26 protein-coding genes and 1 pseudogene are annotated in these 23,065 nt (G+C 63.2%); 11 read left to right on the top strand and 16 right to left on the bottom strand.

Translation table 11 applies throughout. The features are described from left to right. Positions 1 to 28 precede the first annotated feature (28 nt). Positions 29 to 601, top strand: coding sequence for a hypothetical protein (locus tag OW521_RS21655; RefSeq protein ID WP_268021534.1), 573 nt, complete (start codon positions 29 to 31; stop codon positions 599 to 601). 42 nt (positions 602 to 643) lie between these two features. On the opposite strand, the gene OW521_RS21650 is transcribed toward OW521_RS21655, so the two are convergent. The 5 genes from OW521_RS21650 to OW521_RS21630 all read right to left on the bottom strand — a co-directional run bounded on the left by OW521_RS21650 (position 644) and on the right by OW521_RS21630 (position 4,684). After that, complete coding sequence (locus OW521_RS21650; RefSeq protein WP_442781186.1) at positions 644 to 1,741, bottom strand: lipoate--protein ligase family protein; 1,098 nt, start codon at positions 1,739 to 1,741, stop codon at positions 644 to 646. Between the two features lie 81 nt (positions 1,742 to 1,822). Beyond that, positions 1,823 to 2,080 (bottom strand): type B 50S ribosomal protein L31, encoded by a 258-nt coding sequence (locus OW521_RS21645; RefSeq protein ID WP_009358283.1) that lies wholly within the window; start codon positions 2,078 to 2,080, stop codon positions 1,823 to 1,825. Between the two features lie 196 nt (positions 2,081 to 2,276). Beyond that, a complete protein-coding gene (locus OW521_RS21640) occupies positions 2,277 to 3,086 on the bottom strand; it encodes a TrmH family RNA methyltransferase (RefSeq protein WP_268021532.1) in 810 nt (269 codons plus the stop codon). 7 nt (positions 3,087 to 3,093) lie between these two features. Beyond that, positions 3,094 to 3,879 (bottom strand): sulfite exporter TauE/SafE family protein, encoded by a 786-nt coding sequence (locus OW521_RS21635; RefSeq protein WP_268021531.1) that lies wholly within the window; start codon positions 3,877 to 3,879, stop codon positions 3,094 to 3,096. A 19-nt stretch (positions 3,880 to 3,898) separates the two neighbouring features. Further along, complete coding sequence (locus tag OW521_RS21630) at positions 3,899 to 4,684, bottom strand: ABC transporter ATP-binding protein (RefSeq protein WP_265977520.1); 786 nt, start codon at positions 4,682 to 4,684, stop codon at positions 3,899 to 3,901. Between the two features lie 125 nt (positions 4,685 to 4,809). On the opposite strand from OW521_RS21630, the gene serB reads away from it, so the two are divergent. Continuing rightward, positions 4,810 to 5,703: a phosphoserine phosphatase SerB gene (serB, locus tag OW521_RS21625; RefSeq protein WP_268021530.1), complete on the top strand. Its 894-nt coding sequence runs from the start codon at positions 4,810 to 4,812 to the stop codon at positions 5,701 to 5,703. A gap of 69 nt (positions 5,704 to 5,772) precedes the next feature. Here serB and OW521_RS21620 read toward each other — a convergent pair whose 3' ends face one another. Further along, complete coding sequence (locus OW521_RS21620) at positions 5,773 to 6,522, bottom strand: SDR family oxidoreductase (protein ID WP_268021529.1); 750 nt, start codon at positions 6,520 to 6,522, stop codon at positions 5,773 to 5,775. A gap of 149 nt (positions 6,523 to 6,671) precedes the next feature. Beyond that, positions 6,672 to 7,397: a beta-ketoacyl-ACP reductase gene (locus OW521_RS21615; RefSeq protein ID WP_268021528.1), complete on the bottom strand. Its 726-nt coding sequence runs from the start codon at positions 7,395 to 7,397 to the stop codon at positions 6,672 to 6,674. Positions 7,398 to 7,550: 153 nt separating this feature from the next. Between OW521_RS21615 and OW521_RS21610 the strand changes: the two genes are divergently transcribed. From OW521_RS21610 to OW521_RS21590, 5 genes are all read left to right on the top strand, one after another. Continuing rightward, positions 7,551 to 8,069, top strand: a complete 519-nt coding sequence (locus OW521_RS21610) for a DUF3099 domain-containing protein (RefSeq protein WP_268021527.1) — start codon at positions 7,551 to 7,553, stop codon at positions 8,067 to 8,069. Further along, the gene (locus OW521_RS21605) at positions 8,066 to 8,344 is read left to right on the top strand and encodes a hypothetical protein (RefSeq protein ID WP_268021526.1); all 279 of its coding nucleotides are present in this window, start codon (positions 8,066 to 8,068) and stop codon (positions 8,342 to 8,344) included. The genes OW521_RS21610 and OW521_RS21605 overlap by 4 nt, the downstream gene beginning before the upstream one ends. Beyond that, the gene (locus OW521_RS21600; protein WP_268021525.1) at positions 8,345 to 9,199 is read left to right on the top strand and encodes an SURF1 family cytochrome oxidase biogenesis protein; all 855 of its coding nucleotides are present in this window, start codon (positions 8,345 to 8,347) and stop codon (positions 9,197 to 9,199) included. Further along, entirely contained in the window at positions 9,183 to 9,668 is a 486-nt protein-coding gene (locus OW521_RS21595; protein WP_268021524.1) for a YbaK/EbsC family protein, read from the top strand. Before OW521_RS21600 ends, OW521_RS21595 begins: the two co-directional genes overlap by 17 nt. 72 nt (positions 9,669 to 9,740) lie before the next feature. Beyond that, positions 9,741 to 10,184: an SRPBCC domain-containing protein gene (locus tag OW521_RS21590; protein WP_268021523.1), complete on the top strand. Its 444-nt coding sequence runs from the start codon at positions 9,741 to 9,743 to the stop codon at positions 10,182 to 10,184. 25 nt (positions 10,185 to 10,209) lie between these two features. Here the strand turns inward: OW521_RS21590 and OW521_RS21585 are convergent, their stop codons facing one another. Continuing rightward, the gene (locus tag OW521_RS21585; protein WP_268021522.1) at positions 10,210 to 11,808 is read right to left on the bottom strand and encodes an ABC-F family ATP-binding cassette domain-containing protein; all 1,599 of its coding nucleotides are present in this window, start codon (positions 11,806 to 11,808) and stop codon (positions 10,210 to 10,212) included. Positions 11,809 to 12,083: 275 nt separating this feature from the next. Between OW521_RS21585 and OW521_RS21580 the strand changes: the two genes are divergently transcribed. The 4 genes from OW521_RS21580 (at position 12,084) to OW521_RS21565 (ending at position 15,011) form a co-directional block, all read left to right on the top strand. Next, positions 12,084 to 12,845: a hypothetical protein gene (locus OW521_RS21580; protein ID WP_268021521.1), complete on the top strand. Its 762-nt coding sequence runs from the start codon at positions 12,084 to 12,086 to the stop codon at positions 12,843 to 12,845. A gap of 160 nt (positions 12,846 to 13,005) precedes the next feature. After that, positions 13,006 to 13,620 (top strand): biotin transporter BioY, encoded by a 615-nt coding sequence (locus OW521_RS21575; protein WP_268021520.1) that lies wholly within the window; start codon positions 13,006 to 13,008, stop codon positions 13,618 to 13,620. 18 nt (positions 13,621 to 13,638) lie between these two features. After that, complete coding sequence (locus OW521_RS21570; protein ID WP_268021519.1) at positions 13,639 to 14,391, top strand: energy-coupling factor ABC transporter ATP-binding protein; 753 nt, start codon at positions 13,639 to 13,641, stop codon at positions 14,389 to 14,391. Beyond that, positions 14,388 to 15,011: an energy-coupling factor transporter transmembrane component T family protein gene (locus tag OW521_RS21565; RefSeq protein WP_268021518.1), complete on the top strand. Its 624-nt coding sequence runs from the start codon at positions 14,388 to 14,390 to the stop codon at positions 15,009 to 15,011. The genes OW521_RS21570 and OW521_RS21565 overlap by 4 nt, the downstream gene beginning before the upstream one ends. Here OW521_RS21565 and OW521_RS21560 read toward each other — a convergent pair. From OW521_RS21560 to OW521_RS21525, 8 genes and pseudogenes are all read right to left on the bottom strand, one after another. Beyond that, positions 15,008 to 16,225 carry a thiolase family protein gene (locus tag OW521_RS21560; protein WP_442781185.1) on the bottom strand — a complete coding sequence of 406 codons (1,218 nt, stop codon included), beginning with the start codon at positions 16,223 to 16,225 and terminating at the stop codon, positions 15,008 to 15,010. The two genes, OW521_RS21565 and OW521_RS21560, sit on opposite strands and share 4 nt — an antisense overlap. After that, positions 16,218 to 17,638: pseudogene (locus OW521_RS21555) on the bottom strand (class I adenylate-forming enzyme family protein). The gene OW521_RS21560 and the pseudogene OW521_RS21555 overlap by 8 nt, the downstream one beginning before the upstream one ends. Positions 17,639 to 17,795: 157 nt before the next feature. After that, positions 17,796 to 18,128, bottom strand: a complete 333-nt coding sequence (locus OW521_RS21550; RefSeq protein ID WP_059389266.1) for a metal-sulfur cluster assembly factor — start codon at positions 18,126 to 18,128, stop codon at positions 17,796 to 17,798. Positions 18,129 to 18,142: 14 nt separating this feature from the next. Next, positions 18,143 to 18,937 (bottom strand): Fe-S cluster assembly ATPase SufC, encoded by a 795-nt coding sequence (gene sufC, locus OW521_RS21545; protein WP_265977540.1) that lies wholly within the window; start codon positions 18,935 to 18,937, stop codon positions 18,143 to 18,145. 38 nt (positions 18,938 to 18,975) lie between these two features. Then, complete coding sequence (locus OW521_RS21540; protein WP_059389267.1) at positions 18,976 to 19,332, bottom strand: non-heme iron oxygenase ferredoxin subunit; 357 nt, start codon at positions 19,330 to 19,332, stop codon at positions 18,976 to 18,978. A 26-nt stretch (positions 19,333 to 19,358) separates the two neighbouring features. Beyond that, on the bottom strand, positions 19,359 to 20,675 hold the full coding sequence (gene sufD / locus OW521_RS21535; RefSeq protein ID WP_268021517.1) for a Fe-S cluster assembly protein SufD: 1,317 nt from the start codon (positions 20,673 to 20,675) through the stop codon (positions 19,359 to 19,361). A gap of 2 nt (positions 20,676 to 20,677) precedes the next feature. Then, positions 20,678 to 22,153 carry a Fe-S cluster assembly protein SufB gene (gene sufB / locus OW521_RS21530; RefSeq protein WP_265977544.1) on the bottom strand — a complete coding sequence of 492 codons (1,476 nt, stop codon included), beginning with the start codon at positions 22,151 to 22,153 and terminating at the stop codon, positions 20,678 to 20,680. A gap of 11 nt (positions 22,154 to 22,164) precedes the next feature. Continuing rightward, the gene (locus tag OW521_RS21525) at positions 22,165 to 22,950 is read right to left on the bottom strand and encodes a helix-turn-helix transcriptional regulator (protein ID WP_268026044.1); all 786 of its coding nucleotides are present in this window, start codon (positions 22,948 to 22,950) and stop codon (positions 22,165 to 22,167) included. Positions 22,951 to 23,065: the final 115 nt, after the last annotated feature.

The raw sequence follows: 23,065 nt of genomic DNA, 5'->3' as shown, positions 1-23,065 counted from the left end.
CAGGGCAACGCTGTCCGCAAGGACATCTGTGATCGCGGCCAGTGGGATCATAGCCATCGCAGCGTGCAGCTCCCCTGTCCAGAACCCGCCGCCAACTGTCCTTTCCGCAGAAGCGCCGCTCGCGTGGTTCAACGCAGCACCGGCCCCGGCAGGGTGGAAAACCATGGAACTTCCGGATGGCACCGGGGTCCTTTCAGTCCCACCCGATGCCAGTCCCGCGGAAAGCGATCCCGGCAGCGTATCCGCAGCTGTCACGTCTTCAACGGGCGAACTGCGGATATACCTCAATGCCACGCCCCAGCAGGGCAGCGAGTCGCTGGACAACTGGAACACCTTCAGGCTCGACCACTTGGCTGACGAGAACTCCTCGTCACCCACCAAAATCGCTGAGCGAACCGGAATGGCTTTCCGTGGAGGCACGGGTTCCTGCGTGGACGACAGCTACGTGACCCACGTCGGCAACAACCGCTACCGTGAGATTGCCTGCTTCGTGGCCGGTAGCAGGGGCAGCAGCGTCCTCATCGTGGCGGCTCCCGCCGATTCATGGCCGCTCTACGGTCCGGTCCTGCAACAGGCAGTGAATGCGTACCGGGCCCAGTAGGTGCCAGTCAGTCCGCCGGTCTGTCCTAGGGAACACAGGCTATTAAGGAACCCGGTGCAGCCATTCTTCGGTACCAAACTTTGACTGCACCCGTTCACGTGCCGTTGCCAATTCGGCGTCGGTGATACGGGACTCCTTGGCGCCGTAGCGCTCGACGAAGACTTCCTGCATGGCCTTGATGATTTCCGTCCTTGCCAGGCCGGTCTGGCGTCGCAACGGATCCACGCGCTTCTTGGCACTCCGGGTGCCCTTGTCGGAGAGTTTCTCCTTGCCGATGCGCAAGACCTCGACCATTTTGTCGGCGTCAATGTCGTAGCTCATGGTGACGTGGTGCAGCATGCCGCCATTGGCGAGGCGCTTTTGCGCGGCACCGCCAATCTTGCCTTGCTCGGTGGCGATGTCGTTGAGCGGGACGTAGAACGCGGTAATGCCCAGTTTTTCCAGGGCGGCCATCACCCACGCGTCCAGGAACGCGTAGGAATCGGCAAAGCTGATGCCATCCACCAGGCTCTGTGGCACATAGAGCGAATAGGTGATGCAATTTCCGGCCTCCATGAACATGGCTCCCCCGCCGCTGATGCGGCGGACCACAGTGATGCCGTGGCGCGCGACGCCGTCGGGATCTACCTCGTTGCGGTAAGACTGGAAGCTGCCGATCACCACTGACGGCTCCTCCCAGTCCCAGAAGCGCAAAGTGGGGTTGCGGAGCCCCGCTCCCACCTGCTCGGTGAGGACCTCGTCCAAGGCGACGTTGAGGTGCGTGGGAAGGACCGCCGGTGGGATGACTTCCCACTGGTGGTCCGCCCAGCCGCTGGCCTTGGCAAGCGCCCGCCGGACAGCAACAGCGACGGCATCGGCGGAAAAGCCGAACAGGACCGAGTCGGCAGGCAGCGCGGCGGAGACGGCAGCGGAAATCTCGGCCGGCGTCGAACTTTCCGGGAGTCCTGTGACGGCCCGGTTGATGTCCAACAGGGCCTCGTCCGGTTCCAGGAAGAAGTCTCCGCTGAGCGAGACGTGCGCGAATTGTCCGTCCACCACGTCGAGGTCAACGACCACGAGCTTTCCGCCAAGGACCTTGTATTCGCCGTGGAGTTGTTGCTCGCCTTGCTCGAAAGCCATGCTGGAAGTCATGGCTTCCATCCTGCCGGAAAACGCAAAAGCCCGCAGCCACCGAAGATACGGCGGGTGCGGGCTTTCACCAAAGCTTGGGGGTGAAGTTGATTACTTCTTGCCGCCGAAGCCCTTGAAGCGAGCGTTGAAGCGCTCGACGCGGCCTGCAGAGTCCATGATGCGCTGCTTGCCCGTGTAGAACGGGTGGGACTCCGAGGAGATTTCGACGTCGATGACCGGGTAGGTGTTGCCGTCTTCCCATTCGATGGTCTTGGAAGAAGACACGGTGGACTTGGTCAGGAACTTGACGCCGGAAGCCAGGTCGTTGAAAACAACAGCTTCGTACTTCGGGTGGATATCAGACTTCATAATGGGACCTTTTGCTCACGCAGCTGGATTTTGCCAGCTGCCAGGTATGAATGGATTCGGTCCGCACACCATCTGCCGTTCAGGACGCTTTCGCTTGAAAACAGATACCGAGTGCCGGGCCAACAATCAATCATAGCGGAAACGGCACCTTGCGACGAACCGACCCTGCGGTGGGTGGCGTCACCTGCTGGGCGCGTCAGCTTCGCAGCCGCAGTTCCCAGAACGCCACGGCCGAGGCGGCCGCGACGTTGAGCGAGTCGACGCCAGCCCGCATGGGAATCTTCACCGCGAGGTCGACGACGGCGAGCGTCTCCGGGCTCATGCCCGCGCCTTCGGTACCTAGTACGAGAGCGAGCTTGCCGGGGTTGCTGGCAGCAAGCGCGTCGAGGTCCACAGCGTCATCTGTGAGCTCCATGGCGGCTACCGTGAAGCCCTGCTCCTTGAGCTGTTCAAGATCACCCGGCCAGGACTCAAGCCGGGCCCAAGGAACCTGGAAGACGGTGCCCATGCTCACCCGGACGCTACGGCGATATAGTGGGTCCCCGCAGCGCGGGGACACGAGCACGGCGTCCACTCCGAGCGCTGCCGCGGAACGGAAGATCGCGCCGACATTCGTGTGGTCAACCACGTCTTCGAGGACAGCCACGCGGTGCGCGCCAGCGAGGAGCTCTTCAAGGGGCACCGGGGCCGGGCGATGCATCGCTGCCATGGCACCGCGATGCAAATGGAATCCCGTGATTTCTTCAAGCAGGGAGGCCTTGCCGATGTAGACCGGAACCTCGGGGAATCGTTGGAATACGTCGTCGAGGTCCTCTAGCAACTTCTCCGCAAGGAAGAAGGAGCGGGGCTTATGTCCGGCCGCCAGGGCACGCCGAAGCACTCGGGACGACTCAGCAATGTACATGCCCTCCGCGGGCTCGCGGAGCTTGCGGAGGTGGACATCCGTCAGTTGTGTGTAGTCGGCAACGCGCGGGTCGTCCGCGGTTTCGAGGTAGTGGAAAGTCACGGGTTTCCTATTTCAGCAAGTTGGCGATCATGAATCCGAGTGCCACGATGCCGAGCGCGAAGATCACGATGCGCAGCGCGAGGGGCTTCAAGCGCCGTCCCACTTTGGAGCCCACCAGTCCACCAATCAATGAACTGACTGCGATGACTGCCACGACCGGCCATTCGATCCGGCCAAAGGCAAACAGGAGGTAGGAGCACGCTGCCACCACGTTTACGGCCAACACCAGGATGTTCTTCATGGCGTTGGCATTCTGGATGGTACCCGTCATGAAGACACCCAGAATGCCGACGAGCAGGATGCCCTGGGCAGCGACGAAGTAGCCACCATAGACCCCGGCGAGGAACACCAGCACAACGAGGATCACGGTGTGCCGCTTGTCGTAGATGGCGTGCTCCGGGTTGCCGGCCCGGTCCTGGACCCACCGTTGGAGTTTGGGTTGGAAGAGCACCATGAGCAGCGCGAGCACGATCAGGATCGGAGCTGCGTAGTAGAAGACCTTCTCCGGGAGGTGGAGCAACAGCCAGGCACCAGTGATGCCGCCAAGCAACGACGCCGGCAAGAGCCTGAGCAACTGCCGGCCCCGGCCCCTGAGTTCGTGGCGATAGCCCCAGGCCCCTGTCACGTTGCCCGCGACAAGCCCCATGGCGTTGCTGATGGTCGCCGTGACTGGTGCGTAGCCCAGGGCGATGAGGACCGGGAACGTGACCAGTGTGCCCGAGCCGACCACGCTGTTGATGGTTCCGGCCCACAAGCCCGCGAAAAAGATCAGGATGCCGCTAAGGATCTCCACTGTTTCTCGGTGCCTGTGCCTACCGGCGGGCGGTGGCCGTGTAGCGGCCGGAGTTCTCGGTCACGTCCAGGGGCAGGCCGAAGGTGTTGCTGAGATGCTCTGCGGTCAGGACTTCCTCGATGGGTCCCGCGGCCACCACGCCGCCATCCCGGAGCAGCATGGCATGCGTGAATCCGGGCGGGACTTCTTCCAGGTGGTGCGTCACGAGAACCATGGCGGGAGCGTCCTCGTCGCGGGCGAGTTCACCGAGTTTGTGGACGAGTTCCTCGCGGCCGCCAAGGTCCAGGCCCGCGGCCGGCTCGTCGAGCAGGAGCAGCTCAGGATCGGTCATGAGGGCGCGGGCGATCTGCACACGCTTGCGCTCACCTTCGGAGAGCGAGGAGAAGGACCGGTTCAGCAGTGGACCCATGCCCCATTCATTGAGCAGGCCGAAGGCGCGGCGCTCGTCGTCACGCTCGTATCCTTCACGCCAGCGGCCGGTCACGCCGTAGGCAGCCGTGACCACTACGTTGAGCACCTTTTCGTGTTCCGGGATCTGGGTGGCCAAAGCTGCGGAGGAAAGACCGATGCGCGGACGGAGGTCGAAGACGTCAACCCGGCCGAGCGTCTCGTCAAGGATCCCGGCTTTTCCACTGGTGGGATGCATCCGGGCGGCGGCGATCTGGAGCAGGGTGGTCTTGCCTGCGCCGTTGGGACCGAGGATGACCCAGCGTTCGCCTTCATTGACCTGCCAGTCAACTTTGTCCAGCAGGGTCTTGGTACCTCGGACAACGCTGACGGAAGCCAATTCCAGAACATCACTCATAGGAGTAGACACTAGGACAAAAATGGGGGTGATAGATAACCGAAACTACGGTCACACCGTTTGCGCGTCGCATCGGATGAAACAGGAATTCGGGCGGTGCTTCCACGCTGGATAAGATTGCAGCCATGAGTTCGAACTTGACCGCGGTCAGCTATGGCGTGAATTTGTCCCCTTCGGAGCTTGAACACCTGCGCAAGGTGCTGTCCGGCTCGGGGGCTTCCTTCACGTCTGAGTCGCGTTCGGGTGACGAGCGCTTTGGGGTGTACACCATTGGCCTGGCCGTTGATGGGGCTACTGCCGCTGACTTGTCCGGCATCCGGCGCCAGGTGGCAGATGCCGCGGCTCCCGGCATGGACACCGCAATCGTGGCCGACGCCCTGCGTGATGCCTCCCGCAAAATGCTGATCATGGACGTCGATTCCACCCTGATCCAGCAGGAAGTCATCGAACTGCTTGCTGCACACGCCGGCAAGCGCGAGGAAGTAGCCGCCGTCACTGAGGCCGCGATGCGTGGCGAATTGGACTTCGCACAGAGTCTGCATGCCCGGGTGGCAGTGCTGGCAGGCCTGCCGGCCGCCGTCGTCGACGCCGTCCGTGCCGAGGTGCGCTTGAGCGAGGGTGCAGCGGAACTCGTCGCTGCGTTCAAAGCCGCGGGCCATGTGGTGGCGGTGGTGTCCGGCGGCTTTAACCAGATCCTGCAACCTATCGCGGAGGAACTCGGGCTGGACTACTGGATCGCAAATGAACTCGAGATCGTTGACGGCTTCCTGACGGGCAAGGTCCTCGGCGACGTGATCGACCGCGCAGCCAAAGAGAAGTACCTTCGCGAGTGGGCGGCCGCCGAAGGGATCGACCTGGAGCACACCATCGCCGTGGGCGACGGCGCGAACGACCTCGACATGCTGGGCGCGGCGGGCATCGGTGTCGCGTTCAACGCCAAGCCCGCCGTCCGGGCGGTTGCCGACGCCGCCATCAACATGCCCTACCTCGACGCGGTCCGGCATATCGCCGGCGTCTGATCCGAATTCACGAGCGACGACGAAGCGGCCGGGACAATGTCCCGGCCGCTTCGTCGTGTTTGAAATCTATCAGGCGCTCTTGCCGAAGTAGTCGGCGCCGCCGACATACTCGGTGTGGCCGCTCTCGACGTCGGCCGTGACCATCTTTGCGACCTCGGCAGCGAATTCCTCCACTGAATACAGCTTGCCGGCCTCGGCGCGGCGGGCCTCAATGGCGCCCGGGTTGGAGCGGTCCAGCAAGGTAGCCGTTACGGTGCCCTCGATCATGTCGCCGGAAACCACAACGAGGGAGATGCCCTTGTCGGCAAGATTCGGGAGCAGTTCGCGCAAGGCGTCTTCACCGGCGCGCTTGCTACGGGCGACCGGCTCGTACTCGGGCATCGTGGGAACGGTCTCGACGAAATGTGCCTGGTGGCTGGTGACGAAGACCACTCGGGAGCCTTCCGGCATCAGCGGAACTGCCGCGTTGAGCATGTTGATCTGGGCGTCGCGGTTCAGCTTGAGGGCGTAGTCCTCTTCCATGCCGGATTCCATGCCGCCGGAAGCGTTAAGCACTAGGACGTTCAGCGAACCGAATTCCTCCATGGCTGCGCTGGCCAGTGCCTGGACGCCTTCCTGGGTGGTCAGGTCCGCGCCCACGGCGACAGCGCGGCCACCGGCTGCTTGGATCTCGCCCACAACCTTGTTGGCCCGGGGGGCCTTCTGGCGGTAGTTGACGACGACGGCAGCGCCCTCGCCGGCCAGGATCTTGGCTACTTCAGCGCCGATGCCGCGTGAAGAACCGGTGACGATTGCCGTCTTGTTGTCCAGCAGTCCCATTCGTGCTCCTTTGTTTAAACATCCAAGTTCTATTAGTCCTGAGTCAATCATGCCAGCGGGCTTCCTCATTCCGTCTGTGGGTTCCCCACAAGAACCAGTGGACGTGTTTTGCGTTTTCGCCAACACACCCTGCCGCCGCAAGGAAGGACCTAGTGGCCCATACCCAAGCCGCCGTCAACCGGGATAACTGCTCCGGAAATATAAGCGGCCTCGTCGCTTGCAAGCCAACGGACCACGTTGGCGACCTCGGACGCTTCGGCGAAGCGGCCGGCTGGAACACTGGCCAAGTAGGCCTTCTGGGTTTCTTCAGGAAGCTCGGCGGTCATGTCGGTGTTGATGAAGCCCGGGGCCACTACGTTTGCCGTGATGCCTCGACTGCCAAGTTCGCGGGTCAGGGAACGGGCGATCCCCACCATGCCTGCCTTCGAGGCCGAGTAATTGATCTGCCCCGGGGCGCCGTAGAGACCCGAGACGGAGGAGATCAGCACGACGCGTCCCTTGCGAAGGCGGATCATGCCTTTGGACGCCCGCTTGATGACACGGAAGGCACCGGTCAGATTGGTATCGATGACAGAGGTGAAGTCGTCCTCGCTCATGCGCAAGAGGAGCGTATCCTTGGTGATCCCTGCGTTGGCCACCAAGACCTCAACGGGACCGTGGGCAGCCTCAACTTCCTTGAATGCCGCGTCAAGGGAAGCCTCGTCCGTCACATCGGCTTTGACGCCGAGGATGCCTTCGGGAAGGGGCGTTTCGCTGCGGTAGGTCACGGCAACTTTGTCGCCGTTGGCCAGGAATGACTCTGCGATTGCCAGGCCGATGCCGCGGTTTCCGCCCGTGATGAGGACACTGCGAGCGGTTGATACTGCTTCAGACATGCTGTTCTCCAGAGTTCCGCGGCAGCACAGTGCCGCTTGAAAAAGGGTGATTTCCTGGATCGATCTTAGCCGCCGGGAGCCCTCTGCAGCGGGTGGCTGCCCTCGGCGCGGTTTGGGCGGCCGGTTCCATGGTGAGAGAATTGAGGGAAGCCGTTGGAGCGTGATGAATCAGCCGTGACAAGAGATAGTAGTCCCCTGCAGCAGGCGCCCGGGGACCCGGACGCCGTTTCAGGTGACCCCGTGGTGCACAGCATTACCGATGCCGCCTCTGCCCATTCGGACGATATGCGCGAACGAATGATCAAGTACGCGGTGGCCATGGGTATCCGCATGGTGTGCATCATCCTCATTTTCGTGGTTGATGGCTGGTTCAAGATCATCGCCGTTGCCGGGGCCGTGTTCTTGCCTTGGATCGCTGTTGTGATCGCCAACGGCAGCGACAAGGCCGAAATCCACAGTGATGCTTTATTGGATTACGTGCCGGCGGTCGAGCTGGAAGCGTCACCTGAGACAGAACCGGAGTCGTACGCGGCGACTGCGACGGTGTTGGAAGGTGAACTGATCGACGACGACGCCACGCACCAGGACGATTCCCGCCCGGAAACGGAAGGCATCGTCGGCAGCGGCGAACTCAAATATCCGCATAGCGGGGAAGAACAGGCGGCTTCATGAACATCTTCACAATGGGCGGCCTTGGCCTCGAGAAAGAGCAGCAAGCCGGTCAGCGCGACTCACTCGCCGCGGTGTGCTCGCGCAAGGCCTGCCGCGCAGAGGCCACGTGGCAGCTCTTGTGGAACAACCCGCGCATCCATACTCCCGATCGCCGCAAGGTGTGGCTTGCCTGCCAGGAGCACCGGGAATGGCTGGAGGACTACCTGCAGACCCGCGGCCTGTGGAAAGAGACGATACCCTTCGAGAAGACCACAGACCCAGGCGAGGCTCGCTGAATGTACCGCTTTCTTTTTTCCAGCAAGTGGCTGGGCTACTTCGTCTTGGCCGTGATCTTTGCTGCGGGCTGCGTTTTCCTGGGTCGTTGGCAAATGGATCGCCGAGCCGAAACGTTGGCGGAAATCAACCGTGTTGTCAGTAATTATTCGGCCATCCCCCTTCCGTTCTCCGCCGCCAAGGCGGAGTTCCAGTCCTTGGACCCGGAGCGGGAATGGACGCAGGTGGAGCTGCGCGGAAGCTATGACGTGTCGAGCCAACGCGTTGTGCGCAACCGGCCTCTCAACGGCCAGCCCGGATACGAAGTGGTGGTCCCGTTCCGCTTGACGAGCGGCGAGGCTGTAGTGGTTGACCGCGGGTGGCTCCCCATCGGAAACAAGACTCCCGGCCACCCTGACAGCATCCCTGCCCCGCCGGCCGGCGAGGTCACCGTCGTCGCGCGCTTGAAGGCCTCGGAACCGAAGCTGGACCGCGGCGCCGTCGACGGCCAACTGGCATCCATCGATCTCCCTTCCTACGCCGGAGAGCTTGGCTACCCCATCTTGACCGGGGCCTATGGGCGGCTGGCCACGGAATCGCCTGCTGTCCAGCCAATGCCCGCGCCGTTCCCCAAGCCGGCCACGGACGAGGGCACCCACCTTTCCTATTCCCTGCAGTGGTTTGCCTTCGGCGTGCTCATGTTCGTCGGCTTCGGCTATGCGGCAAGGCAACAGGCGCGCAATGCCCGGATTGATGCCGAAGACGAGGAAGAAGAAATCAGTGCGATGCCTCGTCGCAAGGCCCCCGCGCCACGGAAGTCAAAGCGGCCAACGGCCGAAGAACAGGAAGACGCGATCCTGGATGCCCAAGGCTACTGAGGAGATCCCCGCCCCCGTCCTGAACGTGAAGTCCGCGTTGACCGCTGCCGGTGCCCAGGACACGGTGCGCACTTTCGAGGACGACGTCCCGACGGCCGCCGCCGCGGCTTCCCTGCTGGGCTGCGATGTAGCGGCGATCGCCAACAGCTTGGTCTTCGAGCTCGACGGCGCTCCCCTGCTGATTCTCGCGAGCGGAGCCGCGAAGGTGGACACAGCCTTGGTGGCGGCAACCTTGGGTACGGCCAGGATCCGCCGGGCAAGCCCGGACTTCGTCCTGGAGCACACGGGCCAGGCCATCGGCGGGGTGGCCCCCGTCGGCCACCCACAGCCCATACGCACCATCCTCGACATATCCCTCCAGCAGTATCCGCTCCTTTGGGCAGGCGCGGGCGACAATAACTCGATGTTTTCCATCAGCTACAGCGAGCTCCAACGGATCACGGCCGCGCAGCCCTTGCAGGTCCGCTGAGTTGCAGGTCCGCTGGGCTCTTGATCCCGCCGGACGGTTGATCCGCTACCGCCAGCAGCTAGGCTGGTTGGCATGGCTGAATACACGTACGTCACGTACATCGAAGGAACCCCGGACCGGATCTGGACGGCGTTGACGGATGCCGCCCAGACCGCTGAATACTGGGGCCACGCCAATGTGTCGGACTGGAAAGCAGGTTCACGCTGGGAGCACCAGCGCACGGATGGTTCCGGTATCGCGGACGTCGTAGGCACGGTCCTGGAGGCAACGCCGCCCATGCGGCTCGTGAACACCTGGGAAGATCCGACGGTTCCCGAAGTTGGGAAGCCGGACGTGGTCACGTTCACCATTGAGTCACATGACGGCATTGCCAGGCTTACCGTCCACCACAGGAACATCGCCGACGACGAGCAACTAGCCATTGCGAGCCGGGGTTGGTCGGCCGTCCTGTCCAATCTGAAGAGCTACATCGAACTCGGCCGGCCCCTTGCTTCCGTGCCGTGGGAAATGCCCTGAGGCGGTCCCCTTAGCGCGGGTGATCCTAAGCGAGGGTGATGAGGTCCAGGTAGTCTTCGTTCCAGTGGTCCTCGACGCCGTCCGGGAGCAGGACCACGCGTTCCGGGTTCAGCGCCTCCACAGCGCCTTCATCGTGGCTGACGAGCACGACGGCGCCCGAATAGTTTCGCAGTGCGCCCAGGATCTCCGCGCGGCTGGCGGGGTCAAGGTTGTTGGTGGGTTCGTCCAGAAGCAGCACGTTCGCGCTTGAGGCCACAATCGTGGCGAGGGCGAGTCGCGTCTTCTCACCACCGGAAAGCACGCCTGCCGGCTTGTCGACGTCGTCGCCCGAGAACAGGAACGAGCCGAGGATCCCACGGACCTCAGCGTCCTTCATGTCCGGGGCGGATGAACGCATGTTCTCCAGGACGGTGCGGTCGTGGTCAAGGGTTTCGTGCTCCTGGGCGTAGTAGCCCACCTTGAGTCCATGGCCCGGGACGATTTCGCCCGTGTCCGGCTTGTCGACTCCAGCAAGCATGCGCAGGAGAGTGGTCTTGCCCGCACCGTTGAGGCCTAGGATGACCACCTTGGAACCGCGGTCGATTGCGAGGTCCACATCCGTGAAGATCTCCAGGGAGCCGTAGGACTTGCTCAAGCCCTCAGCCGTGAGCGGAGTCTTGCCACAGGGAGCGGGATCCGGGAACCGCAGGGCTGCCACGCGGTCATGCTCACGGACTGCTTCCAGGCCGCCAAGCAGCCGCTCGGCACGCTTTGCCATGTTCTGCGCTGCAACGGCCTTGGTGGCCTTGGCGCGCATCTTGTTGGCCTGGTCCATGAGGACCTGGGCCTTCTTCTCGGCATTGGCTCGCTCGCGCTTGCGGGCGCGTTCGTCAGTTTCGCGCTGTTGCAGGTAGCGCTTCCAGCCCATGTTGTAGAAATCAATCTGGGCCCGGTTGGCATCCAGGTGGTAGACCTTGTTCACTGTGGCTTCGAGGAGCTCGACGTCGTGGCTGATCACAATCAGCCCGCCCTGGTGACCCTTGAGGAAGTCGCGGAGCCACGTGATGGAGTCGGCATCGAGGTGGTTGGTGGGTTCGTCCAGGAGGAGGGTTTCGGCGTCGGAGTAGAGGATCCGGGCCAGCTCCACGCGGCGGCGCTGGCCACCGGAGAGGGTCTTGAGCGGCTGGTTCAGGAGGCGCTCCGGAAGAGCCAGGTTGGAGGAAATAGCCGCGGCTTCTGCCTCGGCGGCATATCCGCCTCCTGCGAGGAACTCGGCTTCCAGGCGATCGTAGCGGTTCATGGCCTTGCGCTGGATGGTGGCGTCTTCGCTGGACATGTCCGTTTGTGCCTGTTTCAGCTTGCCCACCACCACGTCGAGTCCGCGGGCGGAAAGGATCCGGTCGCGTGCGAGCTGTTCCATGTCCGGGGTCCGCGGATCCTGGGGCAAGTAGCCAATCTCGCCACTGCGGGCAACCTTGCCTGCCGCAGGCAGTCCCTCGCCGGCCAGGACGCGGGTAAGAGTGGTCTTGCCCGCACCGTTCCGGCCGACCAGGCCGATCTTGTCCCCCTTGTCCACGCGGAAGCTGACCTGATCCATGAGCAGGCGGGCGCCGGCGCGCAGTTCGAGTTCCTGGACGGTAATCAATTCGGGGGATGCCTTTCAATGGGGAACACCCGCAGCACCAGAGGTCAAGGCGCAGCTGAAGTGGAGGGCCGAACAAACGGCCTTTACGATTCTACCGCCCGCCGGGTCTAACCCTCGCCAGCGCTAAGGCTGGTCCGGTCATGACCCCTGAATAGTAAGTACCCTTGCTACTATTTTTGGCGCGTGGTTAGGTGAAGGTAGGACCCAGTAGGGAGCGCCGGCATTGCGGGGCTCCGAAGATGAGTCCGGTTGGACGATTGCGAGGGAGGCCCCCGATGAGCAGTGCAACAGGATCCGACGGCAAGCACGTCCGAGGCAACCGCGGCCAGGATGGAATCCCGGACGCCGTCGAACCACGGCGTGACGCCGTTGACGATGTACGTGGAAACAACCCTGGCTACGTTGACGACACGAGCAGCTATCCAGTTGTTCCCGCCGCTTCGGACCCACGTGCAGCCACCCGTGAGACCGTTATTGCCCGCGAGAAAGAACGCTTCGGCGGAATCAAGATTGGCTCCGCCTTCTTCGGCTGGCTGACTGCAACCGGGATGGCCGTGCTACTGGTGGCCCTTCTCGCAGCGGCGGGGATTGCTGTTGGACTTGCAAACAACGCAAACGTCAGTGATGCGGTGAATCTAGGGGCATCTCAGCCTGTAGGGATCGCAGGGATCATCTCGCTCTTGGTGATCCTGTTCGTTTCCTATTATTGTGGCGGCTACGTTGCCGGACGAATGGCCCGGTTCAACGGCGTCAGACAGGGGTTCATGGTCTGGCTTTGGGCAATTATTGTGGCCGTCCTCGTCGCATTGCTGGGCATGGTCGCCGGACAGCGGTTCAATATCCTCGCCAACGTGAACAGCTTCCCGAGGATTCCCCTGAATGAGGGACAGTTGAGCGCAACCGGGATCATCGCCGCCGTAGTGGTGGCAGCAGTGACCCTCGTCGCTGCGGTAGTGGGCGGACTGGCCGGCATGCATTACCACCGCAAGGTGGACCGCGCGGGCTTCACCCCAACGGAAGAGGACGTCGAGGCTTAGCCAAGAGCGGCTCAGGCCGCAAACAGCGCCATCCTTTGTACCTTGGCCCCAAGGCCTTGCAGCGCTGCTCGTGGACACCCTACAAAATGCCGTATCCGGCTGCTCTGTAGTGTCGGTTTCAGGGGATTCATTCGGCCCCAGGCATTAGACAGGACACACCATGAGCAGCACCGAAACCGCGGCTACGCGACGAACCTCCCCCCGTACCCGCTGGACGTCTACTGACATCGGCCTCATCGCGGTATTCGCGGCCTTGGTGGCCGCGTCCACCATGATTCCTGGCATCCCGGTCGGCGCCCTGGGTGTCCCGATCACTCTGCAGACGCTTGCCGTGTTGCTGACCGGCCTCGTGCTCGGCAGCGGCCGGGCCTTTGCCGCCGTCGGGCTCTATACCCTGCTGGGTTTCGCTGGACTGCCGATCTTCAGCGGAGGCCGTAGCGGACTTGGCATCTTGGCCACACCATCAGCCGGTTACATCATCGCCTTCCCGCTGGCTGCCGCTGCTGCCGGCTGGCTCGCGGCTCGAGTGATTCGCAAGACCGTCAAGTACCGTGCAGTGCTCCTGTTCGCAGCGGCCATGGTCAGCACCATTATCCTCATCCACGGCCTCGGCGTGCTTGGCTTCATGGTCAATGGCAAGTTCGACTTCGCCAAGGCATTCCTGGCCGATCTGCCCTACTACCCCGGCGACACCATCAAGAACATCCTTGCCGCGATCATCGCCGTCGCCCTCCACAAGGCATTCCCGGACATCCTGGTCCGCCGCGTCAAATAGAGCGGGAACAATCGGTACATGAACACCATCATTCTGAGCGAAGTCTCCGTGCGTGTTGCCGTCGATGGCAGCCCCACGCCCAAGACCTTGCTGCAGGACGTCTCGTTGGAACTTACCGAGCAGAGGATCGCTGTCATTGGCGCCAATGGCTCGGGAAAATCCACTTTGCTGCGCTTGCTCAACGGTTTGGTGGCTCCGAGCGAAGGTGCCGTCGCCGTCAACGGCGCGGACAGCGTGGGAGACGTTCGCCACGTCCGCAGCCAAGTGGGTTTCGTCTTCACCGATCCTTTGTCGCAGCTTGTCATGCCGACGGGCCGGGAAGATGTTGAATTGTCATTGCGGCGTTCGATCAAGAACTCCAAGGAGCGTGCGGCCCGGGCCGAAGCTGTCCTGGACCGGTTCGGCCTCCTGAATCTCGCCGATCAGAGCATCTACGAACTCTCCGGTGGAGAACGCCAATTGCTCGCCCTCGCCGCCGTCCTCGCGGTGAATCCTGCTGTCCTGGTTCTCGATGAGCCATCAACGCTGTTGGACCTCCGCAATCGGGAGTTGCTCCGGCGCACGCTTGCGGGCCTCGAGCAGCAAATCATCATGTCCACCCATGATCTCGACCTCGCGCTGGAAGCGGAGCGCGCCCTGGTGGTGGACGGCGGACGGATAGTGTTCGACGGCGGAGCAGCCGACGCCGTCGAACACTACCGTGCGCTGTGCGCCGAGGCGGTCGCGCCAGCGGAACCCGAATCCCTCAACGGCAAGGTGCGGACGACGTGACGGGCTGCGGGATCCTGATCCCCAACTATGTGCGGGGTGACTCGATCGTCCACCGCACGCCCTTGTGGCTGAAGTTCCTGCTGGTAGCGGGCTGCGGCTTGGCATCGTTCCTGATTGTCGACTGGCTCGTCTCGGCGGTGGTCCTGGCCGTGATGTGCGGGTTCTTCCTCTTGAGCGGTGCAGGGTTCAAACGCCTCGTGCATTCCGTGTGGCTGGTGACGCCCATCCTTCTTGTTATCGGCGCGTTCCAATGGTGGCAGTTGGGCGGCCCTGTCGCTGCGCGGATCGTCCTCAATGTGCTCGTCTGCGTGGTCGCCTCGTCCGTCCTCACGGCCACGACTCCGGTGCAGGCATTGCTGGACGGAGTAGTGGCACTGTCCAAGCCGTTCAAGCGTTTCGGGGCAGACCCGGAGCGCTTTGCGCTGACCATAGCCATCATGCTGCGCAGCCTTCCGTTCATCGCCGGCGCATTCTCCGATGTCCGCGACTCGGCCCGCGCGCGGGGGCTGGAACGCAATCCCCGCGCCCTGGTCCTTCCGGTGTTCATCACCACCGTGGCTTATGCGCGGCAGACCGGCGATGCCCTGGCGGCGCGCGGCCTGGGCGACGCGGAGGACTAGGCTCCCTGCAGAAGGGCGTACCGGAACATCGCCGCCGTACCCATTCCACCTGCGATGCTGATCATCGCCAGCGCCAGGCTCTCCCGGCCTGGCTGCTCTTCGGCAATCCGGCGGGCTTGCGCCAGAATTCGCGTGACCAAAACCGCCCCCGACGCACCATAGCCGTGCCCCAGCGCCAGGGCCCCGCCGTCGAGGTTCGCCCGCTCCGGGTCCACACCCAGCGCGTCAAGGCAAGCGAGGGCCTGCGAGGCAAATGCCTCGTTGAATTCCACTAGGTCGAGTTTCTTCGGCTCAATCTCAAGCCCAGCCAGCAATCGTTTGGCCGCCACCGAAGCGCCGATACCCAGCAGTTCCGGATCCACCCCTGCGGTATCGCACCCCAGCACGAGCAGGCCGTCGGCGGCGCCAAATTGCCGGGCCCGCTGCAGTGAAGTGATCACGACGGCGGAGGCCGCGTCAGCGTCGAAGCACGAGTTTCCGGCTGTTACAGTGCCGCCCGGCACGAACGCGGCCGGAAAGCGCGCCATGAGTCCGGGCCTCAGCGATGCCCGGGGACCGTCGTCGGCTTGGACCACGGCACCCCCTGCTTCCAAGGGAACAATTTCCGGGACGAACGCGCCGGCTACGCTGGCGGCGACGGCGCGCTGATGGCTGCGCAACGCGAAATCGTCCTGTCGTTGGCGGCTGATGCCACACTTCCGTGCCACGTTCTCCGCAGCCACGCCCATATCCGGGTCCCCGAACCCGGGCGGCACAAAAGTGGCGCGCGTGTAGAAGTCCGGTTCGCCGTCGGGGTCTGGATTCCGCCTGGCACGCAGTGGTGCAGTGCTGATGCTCTCCACTCCCCCGGCCAAATAGACTCCGTTGCCGCCGGCGGCCACCAGCCTCGACGCCAAGGCGATGGCATCGAGCCCGGAACCACACTGCCTGTCCACGGTCAGGCCGGGAACCTCCACCGGGAGTCCCGCTTGCAGGGCGGCGTAGCGGGCCAGGTTGCCGCCACCGCCTACCGCATTGCCGATCACGACGTCGCTGACATCCGAGGCGGAAACCCCGGTGGATGTCAGCAACGAACGCAGGACCGGAGCCAGGAGATCCTCGGCCCGGAGCGACTTCAGTTGTCCGTGGGCACGGCAGACCGGCGTCCGCAGGGCGGCAATGATCACGGGCTGGCGGGAGGGATCCAGGCCCGTGCCCGGCCCGCGGCTAAGCAAGGGGTTTCGCCCGGGGATCGTTGTCTTAATCCAGTCCAGCAGAATCTGCCGGCTGACTTTTCCGCGGTCCGTCACGGGCAATTCGGACAAGGTGAAGTACTGCAGGGGCCGCTTATCCCGGGCGAGCAAACCATCCAGCCCCGTCCTCACCTGCGTAGCCGTCACCGAGCCGTAGGCGGGGAGGATTCCTGCCACGACCCGCTGGCCACGAATGTCGTCGACCATTCCCGCAGCGACGGCGGCAGAAACTCCGGGGACCGATGCCAGGGCAAGCTCCACCTCGTGGGGATAGACGTTCTTCCCTGACGTGATGATCATGTCCGATCGACGGCCAAGGATATGCAGGACTCCGGCATCCATGTAGCCCTGGTCCCCCACCGTGTACCAACCGTCAAAGCAGCGCAGCGCCTGCCCGTCGTCGCCCCACAGGTATCCGTTGCTCACCATCCCACTGCGGACACAGATGTTGCCGTCGGTCCCTTCGGGCTGCTCCGCGCCGTCGTCATCCATGATCTTGAGTTCGACGCCGGGAAACGGCCCGCCGATGCCGGTGCCCCCCGGGTCAAGGAGCTCCCCTGCAGAAAGGCGCGTTCCGGAAACGAAACTGAGTTCCGAAGCTCCGTAATACTCGAAGATTGCCGCATTCGGCGCCCACCGCCTGGCGGCCTCCAACGTGCGGGCGTCGAGCTTCGAGCCCGCGCAGATGATGCTCCGCACCCCCGACGCGTCCACTCCTCCAGCCAGCCCGCGCTCGCTCAAGAGGCGCAGCATGGTGGGCGCCAAGACCAGGCGGGTAATGCCGTCGTGGCTGATGGCTGCGTGAGCGTCGCCGACGTCGAAGGTCTCCAGGGTATGGAAGGCCGCCCCGGCATAGAGGCACTCGGACAGGGCATAGAGGTTCAAGCTCGCGGCCAGCGGACCGGGGGCCAGCGTTTTGTCCTCGGGAGTCAGGCCGAAAAATTCGATGGAGGCCTCGAACGAGACCTGCCACGAGCGCCGTGAACGAGTGAAGGCTTTGGGGACGGACGTGGTTCCAGAGGTCAGGCCGACCAGGAATGTGGTGTCGGGATGGCCGTCGGCCAGCTCGTCGCCGTCGGCAAGCTCCCGGCCGATAGCCGACGCTTGGGCGGGCCCGGCTTGTCCAATCCCCTGGGCGACCTCATCGATCATGGTCTGCGGCCAGAGAGGGTCGAGCACGGCGCAGCACCGTCCGCCCGCCACGGCGGCCGCGTAGGCCACCACGAAGTCCAGGGAATTGGGCTCGGCGAGTATCGTCGTCTCGGCAGTCTCTTCCAGACGCAAGGTAGCGGCGTCTCGAAGGTCTGCCCAGTTGAGCCGTTTGCCGCCCACGACGACGGCGGCGTCGTCAGGGCGTTCATCGGCCCAGAGCTGAAGTTTGTCCAGAAAAGGCATCATCGAATTTTAGCCTCTGGCGCGGGTTCGCGGCTTTCTGTGACGCCACAAGTTTCGGCGTGGCCCAGCCTTAAGCGCACTCGACGAGGGTACGACGACGGCCGGTCACCTTCCAGGGAAGGTGACCGGCCGTCGTCGTACTCCAAGGCGGTGGGACCTAGATGTTGAAGCCGAGGGCCCGCATCTGGTCTTTGCCGTCGTCGGTGATCCGCTCGGGACCCCATGGCGGCATCCATACCCAGTTGAGGCGCCAGTCGTCCACGATGCCGTCGAGAGACTGGCCAACCTGCTCTTCAAGGACATCCGTCAGCGGACAAGCTGCGGTGGTCAACGTCATGTCGATGAGCAGCGCGCCGTCCTCCTCCGAGTACTTCAGACCGTAGAGCAGCCCAAGGTCCACCACGTTGACACCGAGTTCCGGGTCAATGACATCCTTGAGCGCCTCCTCGACGTCCTCGAGGCTGGTGCGAGCCGCGTTGATTTCGGTCATGGCGGGAGTCCTAACTAGGCCTGTGCTGCTGCGGCAGCAGCAATGGTGGCTGCGCCGGCGCCCGTGGCGTAACGGTCGTAGCCTTCTTCTTCGAGGCGGTCGGCCAATTCGGGGCCGCCCTCTTCGACAACCTGGCCATCAACAAACACGTGGACGAAGTCCGGCTTGATGTAGCGCAGGATGCGGGTGTAGTGGGTGATGAGCAAGGTACCCATGTTGCCCGTGGCGTGGGCGCGGTTGACGCCCTCGGAGACGACCTTGAGCGCGTCGACGTCGAGCCCGGAGTCGGTCTCGTCAAGCACGGCGAACTTCGGCTTGAAGAGTTCGAGCTGGAGGATCTCCACGCGCTTCTTCTCGCCGCCGGAGAAGCCTTCGTTGACGTTGCGCTGTGCGAAGTCGGCGTCGATGCGCAGCAGCTGCATGGCTGCCTTGACGTCCTTGGTCCAGGTGCGGAGGGCAGGTGCTACGCCATCGATTGCCGTTTTGGCGGTGCGCAGGAAGTTGGTCATGGTGACACCCGGAACCTCTACGGGGTACTGCATGGCCAGGAAGACGCCCGCACGGGCGCGCTGGTCAACGCTCATGGCCAGGACGTCTTCGCCGTCGAGCGTGATGGTGCCCCTCGTGACGTTGTAGCGCGGGTGGCCGGCAATGGTGGACGCCAGGGTGGACTTGCCCGAACCGTTGGGGCCCATGATTGCGTGGGTCTCGCCGGTCTTGATGGTCAGGCTGACGCCCTTCAGAATCTCTTTGGTGCCCTGCTCCGTCTCGATGCTGACGTGCAGGTCCTTGATCTCAAGAGTAGACATGCTCTTCTTTCTTTCGTAAGTCTTTAGGCACTTGGCGCTCAGTAGTTCTGTACTGAAGCGCCGTTCACAACGTTGGTCACGTCCACGTAGACATCGTCACCGTCGAGGGTGACGGCGAAGACGGGGACGGGGTCATAGGCAGGGAGCTGCAAGGGCTGCCCGGTGCGGAGATCGAACTGGGAGCCGTGGCCCCAGCATTCGATCGCACAGCCTTCGATTTCTCCCTCGGCCAGCGAAATGTCCGCATGCGAGCAGGTGTCGCCGATGGCGTGGATCTCGCCCATCGAGTCCTTGACGATGGCCACAGGGTAGTCATCGATCAGGATGCGCAGCGCCTGCTTGACCTGGATCTCATTGGCGTTGCATACCAGTTCGCCTTGTGGCTGATCGCTCATAATCTGTTTTCCCTGCTTGGCTTGTATTAGTTGTCGCTCGCGGCGAGCTCACGCTCGACAGCTTCGGTCAGGCGCTCTTCGAGTGCCGGCACCTTGATCTGCTGGATGATCTCATTGAGGAAGCCACGGACCACCAAACGGCGGGCGACGTCTTCCGGGATGCCGCGTGCCATGAGGTAGAACAAGTGCTCGTCATCGAAACGGCCGGTGGCGCTGGCGTGGCCGGCACCCTCGATCAGGCCGGTTTCAATTTCGAGGTTCGGCACGGAGTCCGCGCGTGCACCGTCCGTGAGGACCAGGTTGCGGTTGGCCTCGTAGGTGTCGGTGCCCTCAGCTTCCTTGCGGATCAGGACGTCACCAACCCACACGGTGTGTGCATTGCGGCCCTGCAGCGCGCCCTTGTACAGGACGTTGGACTTGCAGTTGGCCACGGCGTGGTCAACAAACAAGCGCTGCTCAAGGTGCTGGCCGGCGTCGGCGAAGTACAGGCCGAACATCTCGGCTTCCGCGCCGGGCGCCGTGAAGCGGGTGGACGGAGTCAAGCGCACGAGGTCGCCACCGAGGCTGACTACGATGTGCTTGAACTTGGCGTCGCGGCCCAGCTTGGCCTGCTGCGAAGATGCGTGAACGGCGTCGTCGTTCCATTCCTGGAGCGAGATCACGGTCAGGTCGGCACCGTCTTCGACCAGGATTTCGACGTTTTCCGAAACGATCGCGCTGCCCTGGTGGTCCAGGACGATCCGGGCCTTGGAGAAGCGCTCAGCCACGATCACGATGTGCTGGGCGGAAGCTTCAGTGGAGGTGCCGGTAAGCAGGACGGACACTTCGCCGTCGAGCTGGAGCTCGGCGGGCACCGTGATAACGGTGGCCTCCGTGAAGTTCTCCCAAGCGTTGGCGGACACGCGGTCCTCCGGGATGGCCGCCAAACCGATGCGGCGGTCTTCCCGGCCCACGGTTTCGACGACGACGCCGTCCGGGGCCGTAACAGCCACAGACGGTGCCGAACCGGACAGGACCTCGTTGTGAAGACCGCGAAGCCGCTTGAGCGGGGTGAAGCGCCAGTCTTCTTCCAGGCCGGTGAGGGGCTTGAAGTCAGCCAGCTTGTACGAGGTCAGTCGACCTGCGCGCGAACTGTCCGGGACACCGACGCCGCCACCGTGGGAGTGGCTCTTGGCCGAGGCTCCGGCAAGCGGACCGGCCGAAGGCGCCTGTTCCGACGTCGTGGAGGTGTTGGTTCCAGTGTTGACCGGCGAGAGGTTCTCGCCCTCCTCGGTGAAGCCGTTGATAAATGGGTGTGCCGATGGCGCGCCGATGCGAGCCTTTTCAGTAGTGATTTCAGTCATTGCTAACCGACGGATCCTTCCATCTGCAGTTCAATCAGGCGGTTGAGTTCAAGGGCGTATTCCATGGGCAACTCGCGGGCAATCGGCTCAATGAAGCCGCGCACGATCATGGCCATGGCCTCGTCCTCGGGCATACCGCGTGACATCAGATAGAAGAGCTGCTCCTCACTGACTCGGGAAACGGTGGCCTCGTGACCCATCACCACGTCATCCTCACGGATGTCGATGTAGGGATAGGTGTCGGAACGGGAAATAGTGTCAACCAACAAGGCATCGCAACGCACGGTGTTGGCGGAGTGCTTGGCACCTTCGCGGACTTGGACCAGGCCGCGGTATGCTGCACGACCGCCGCCGCGGGCCACGGACTTGGAGATGATGGAACTCTTGGTGTTCGGCGCGATGTGGACCATCTTGGAGCCGGTGTCCTGGTGCTGGCCCTCGCCGGCGAAGGCGATGGACAGGGTCTCACCCTTGGCGTGCTCGCCAACCAGGTAGACAGCCGGGTACTTCATGGTCACCTTGGAGCCGATGTTGCCATCGATCCATTCCATGGTGGCGCCTTCTTCGCAGATGGCGCGCTTGGTGACCAGGTTGTACACGTTGGTGGACCAGTTCTGGATGGTCGTGTAACGGACGCGGGCGCCCTTCTTCACAATGATTTCCACCACGGCCGAGTGCAGCGAGTCCGAAGTGTAGATCGGAGCGGTGCAGCCTTCGATGTAGTGGACGTAGGAGTCCTCGTCCGCAATGATCAGGGTGCGCTCGAACTGGCCCATGTTTTCCGTGTTGATGCGGAAGTAGGCCTGCAGCGGAATGTCCACGTGGACGCCCTTGGGGACGTACACGAAGGAACCGCCGGACCACACGGCCGTGTTCAGCGAAGCGAACTTGTTGTCGCCCACGGGAATGATGGTGCCGAAGTACTCCTGGAAGATCTCCGGGTGCTCGCGAAGCGCGGTGTCGGTGTCAAGGAAGATGACGCCCTGCTGCTCCAGGTCCTCACGGATCTGGTGGTACACCACCTCGGACTCGTACTGTGCGGCCACGCCGGACACGAGGCGGCTGCGCTCAGCTTCCGGGATACCCAGCTTCTCGTAGGTGTTGCGGATGTCCTCGGGGAGGTCTTCCCACGTGGCAGCCTGCTTCTCCGTGGAGCGCACGAAGTACTTGATGTTGTCGAAGTCGATGCCCGAGAGGTCCGCACCCCATGTGGGCATGGGCTTGCGGTCGAAGTACTTCAAGCCCTTCAGGCGCAGGTCCAGCATCCATTGCGGCTCGCTCTTCTTTGCCGAAATGTCGCGGACTACCTCTTCGTTGAGACCACGGCGTGCGTTGGCGCCGACGTCGTTCTTGTCAGCCCATCCGTACTCGTAGTTACCAATACCGTGCAGCTCGGGATTCTTCTCCAGAATCTCCGAGATCACAGCACCGTCAGCTAGCGCTTTCTCTGCTGTTCCTTCAGCTAATTGACCCGTCATCACGGCCTTTCTTACTGATTGTTGGATTCGACATGGGGCGTGGCCCGCAGCTTGGGAAACCCGAGGGCCTCTTTAGCGGCTGGCCTGCCGGTAGGAATGTGGGTTGTGCAGACGTGTCCGCCCTGCGCGAGGGTGGAGAGCCTGCGGACATCGACGCCGACCAAACGGGAAAATAGTTCGGTCTCCGTGTCGCAAAAAACGGGAAATTCGGCGGCGAGTTGCTGGATGGGGCAGTGTCCCTGGCACAACTGGACACTGGAGAGAGATGCCGGCAGGGGTGCCTTGGTCTCAACCGAGGCAGCCGATGCAACGTAGCCGTCCCGGCTTAGCGCCTTGGACAGCGCCAAAGCACGCGCTGCGATATCGGATCCTGCGCGCTCAACTTCGGGAGCGTAACGCTGTTCCATCTCGGCAAAGCGCTCTACCGCGTAGTCCCTGACAGCTTGTTCGCCCGCAAGGTCCCGCAAGCGCCGCAGCGCGGAACTGGCAATATTAAGGTAGTCATCTCCGAGCTTCGACTGGCCCTGGGAGCTGAGGACATAGCGACGGGCCGGACGGCCCGCGCCAGCCCCTGCCTTCGCGACGCGTTTCACCTCGATGACCCCGGCGCGCTGAAGGTGGTCCAGGTGCCGGCGGACAGCCGCGGGGGTGAAGCCCAACATGTCGCCGAGTTCGGCCGCGCTGACGGGGCCGTGCTCCAACACTGCGTTGAGAACACGGTCTCTGGTGCGGTCTTCCGCGTCAGCCACACCTGCGGCGGTGTCGCCGGGCATGGGCATGACTGTGCTGTGTCGCATTGCGGGCACAGAAACAGAACTCCTCATGGAATACACAACACAATCATGTCGTAATTTAGTCCATGCATCCAGTAAGGCAAGGCTGGCCTGCGAGACCCCGCCCGCGGCACCCCTA

The organism is Arthrobacter sp. MMS18-M83 (genome assembly GCF_026683955.1).
Lineage (GTDB): Bacteria > Actinomycetota > Actinomycetes > Actinomycetales > Micrococcaceae > Arthrobacter.
The sequence above is the reverse complement of the archived record's forward strand: the minus strand, read 5'-3'. Positions and strand labels throughout refer to the sequence as shown.

Excerpts from the sequence above, each read along its gene's own strand:
- sufD (WP_268021517.1), bottom strand. The coding sequence starts at position 20,675 with ATGACTGAAATCACTACTGAAAAGGCTCGCATCGGCGCGCCATCGGCA.
- OW521_RS21620 (WP_268021529.1), bottom strand. The coding sequence starts at position 6,522 with ATGGGACTGCTGGACAACAAGACGGCAATCGTCACCGGTTCTTCACGC.
- OW521_RS21580 (WP_268021521.1), top strand. The coding sequence starts at position 12,084 with ATGAGCAGTGCAACAGGATCCGACGGCAAGCACGTCCGAGGCAACCGC.
- OW521_RS21595 (WP_268021524.1), top strand. The coding sequence starts at position 9,183 with ATGCCCAAGGCTACTGAGGAGATCCCCGCCCCCGTCCTGAACGTGAAG.
- OW521_RS21645 (WP_009358283.1), bottom strand. The coding sequence starts at position 2,080 with ATGAAGTCTGATATCCACCCGAAGTACGAAGCTGTTGTTTTCAACGAC.
- OW521_RS21630 (WP_265977520.1), bottom strand. The coding sequence starts at position 4,684 with ATGAGTGATGTTCTGGAATTGGCTTCCGTCAGCGTTGTCCGAGGTACC.
- OW521_RS21550 (WP_059389266.1), bottom strand. The coding sequence starts at position 18,128 with ATGACCGAAATCAACGCGGCTCGCACCAGCCTCGAGGACGTCGAGGAG.
- OW521_RS21650 (WP_442781186.1), bottom strand. The coding sequence starts at position 1,741 with ATGGAAGCCATGACTTCCAGCATGGCTTTCGAGCAAGGCGAGCAACAA.
- OW521_RS21575 (WP_268021520.1), top strand. The coding sequence starts at position 13,006 with ATGAGCAGCACCGAAACCGCGGCTACGCGACGAACCTCCCCCCGTACC.
- OW521_RS21600 (WP_268021525.1), top strand. The coding sequence starts at position 8,345 with ATGTACCGCTTTCTTTTTTCCAGCAAGTGGCTGGGCTACTTCGTCTTG.
- OW521_RS21605 (WP_268021526.1), top strand. The coding sequence starts at position 8,066 with ATGAACATCTTCACAATGGGCGGCCTTGGCCTCGAGAAAGAGCAGCAA.
- serB (WP_268021530.1), top strand. The coding sequence starts at position 4,810 with ATGAGTTCGAACTTGACCGCGGTCAGCTATGGCGTGAATTTGTCCCCT.
- OW521_RS21590 (WP_268021523.1), top strand. The coding sequence starts at position 9,741 with ATGGCTGAATACACGTACGTCACGTACATCGAAGGAACCCCGGACCGG.
- OW521_RS21525 (WP_268026044.1), bottom strand. The coding sequence starts at position 22,950 with ATGCGACACAGCACAGTCATGCCCATGCCCGGCGACACCGCCGCAGGT.
- OW521_RS21570 (WP_268021519.1), top strand. The coding sequence starts at position 13,639 with ATGAACACCATCATTCTGAGCGAAGTCTCCGTGCGTGTTGCCGTCGAT.
- sufC (WP_265977540.1), bottom strand. The coding sequence starts at position 18,937 with ATGTCTACTCTTGAGATCAAGGACCTGCACGTCAGCATCGAGACGGAG.
- OW521_RS21540 (WP_059389267.1), bottom strand. The coding sequence starts at position 19,332 with ATGAGCGATCAGCCACAAGGCGAACTGGTATGCAACGCCAATGAGATC.
- sufB (WP_265977544.1), bottom strand. The coding sequence starts at position 22,153 with ATGACGGGTCAATTAGCTGAAGGAACAGCAGAGAAAGCGCTAGCTGAC.
- OW521_RS21615 (WP_268021528.1), bottom strand. The coding sequence starts at position 7,397 with ATGTCTGAAGCAGTATCAACCGCTCGCAGTGTCCTCATCACGGGCGGA.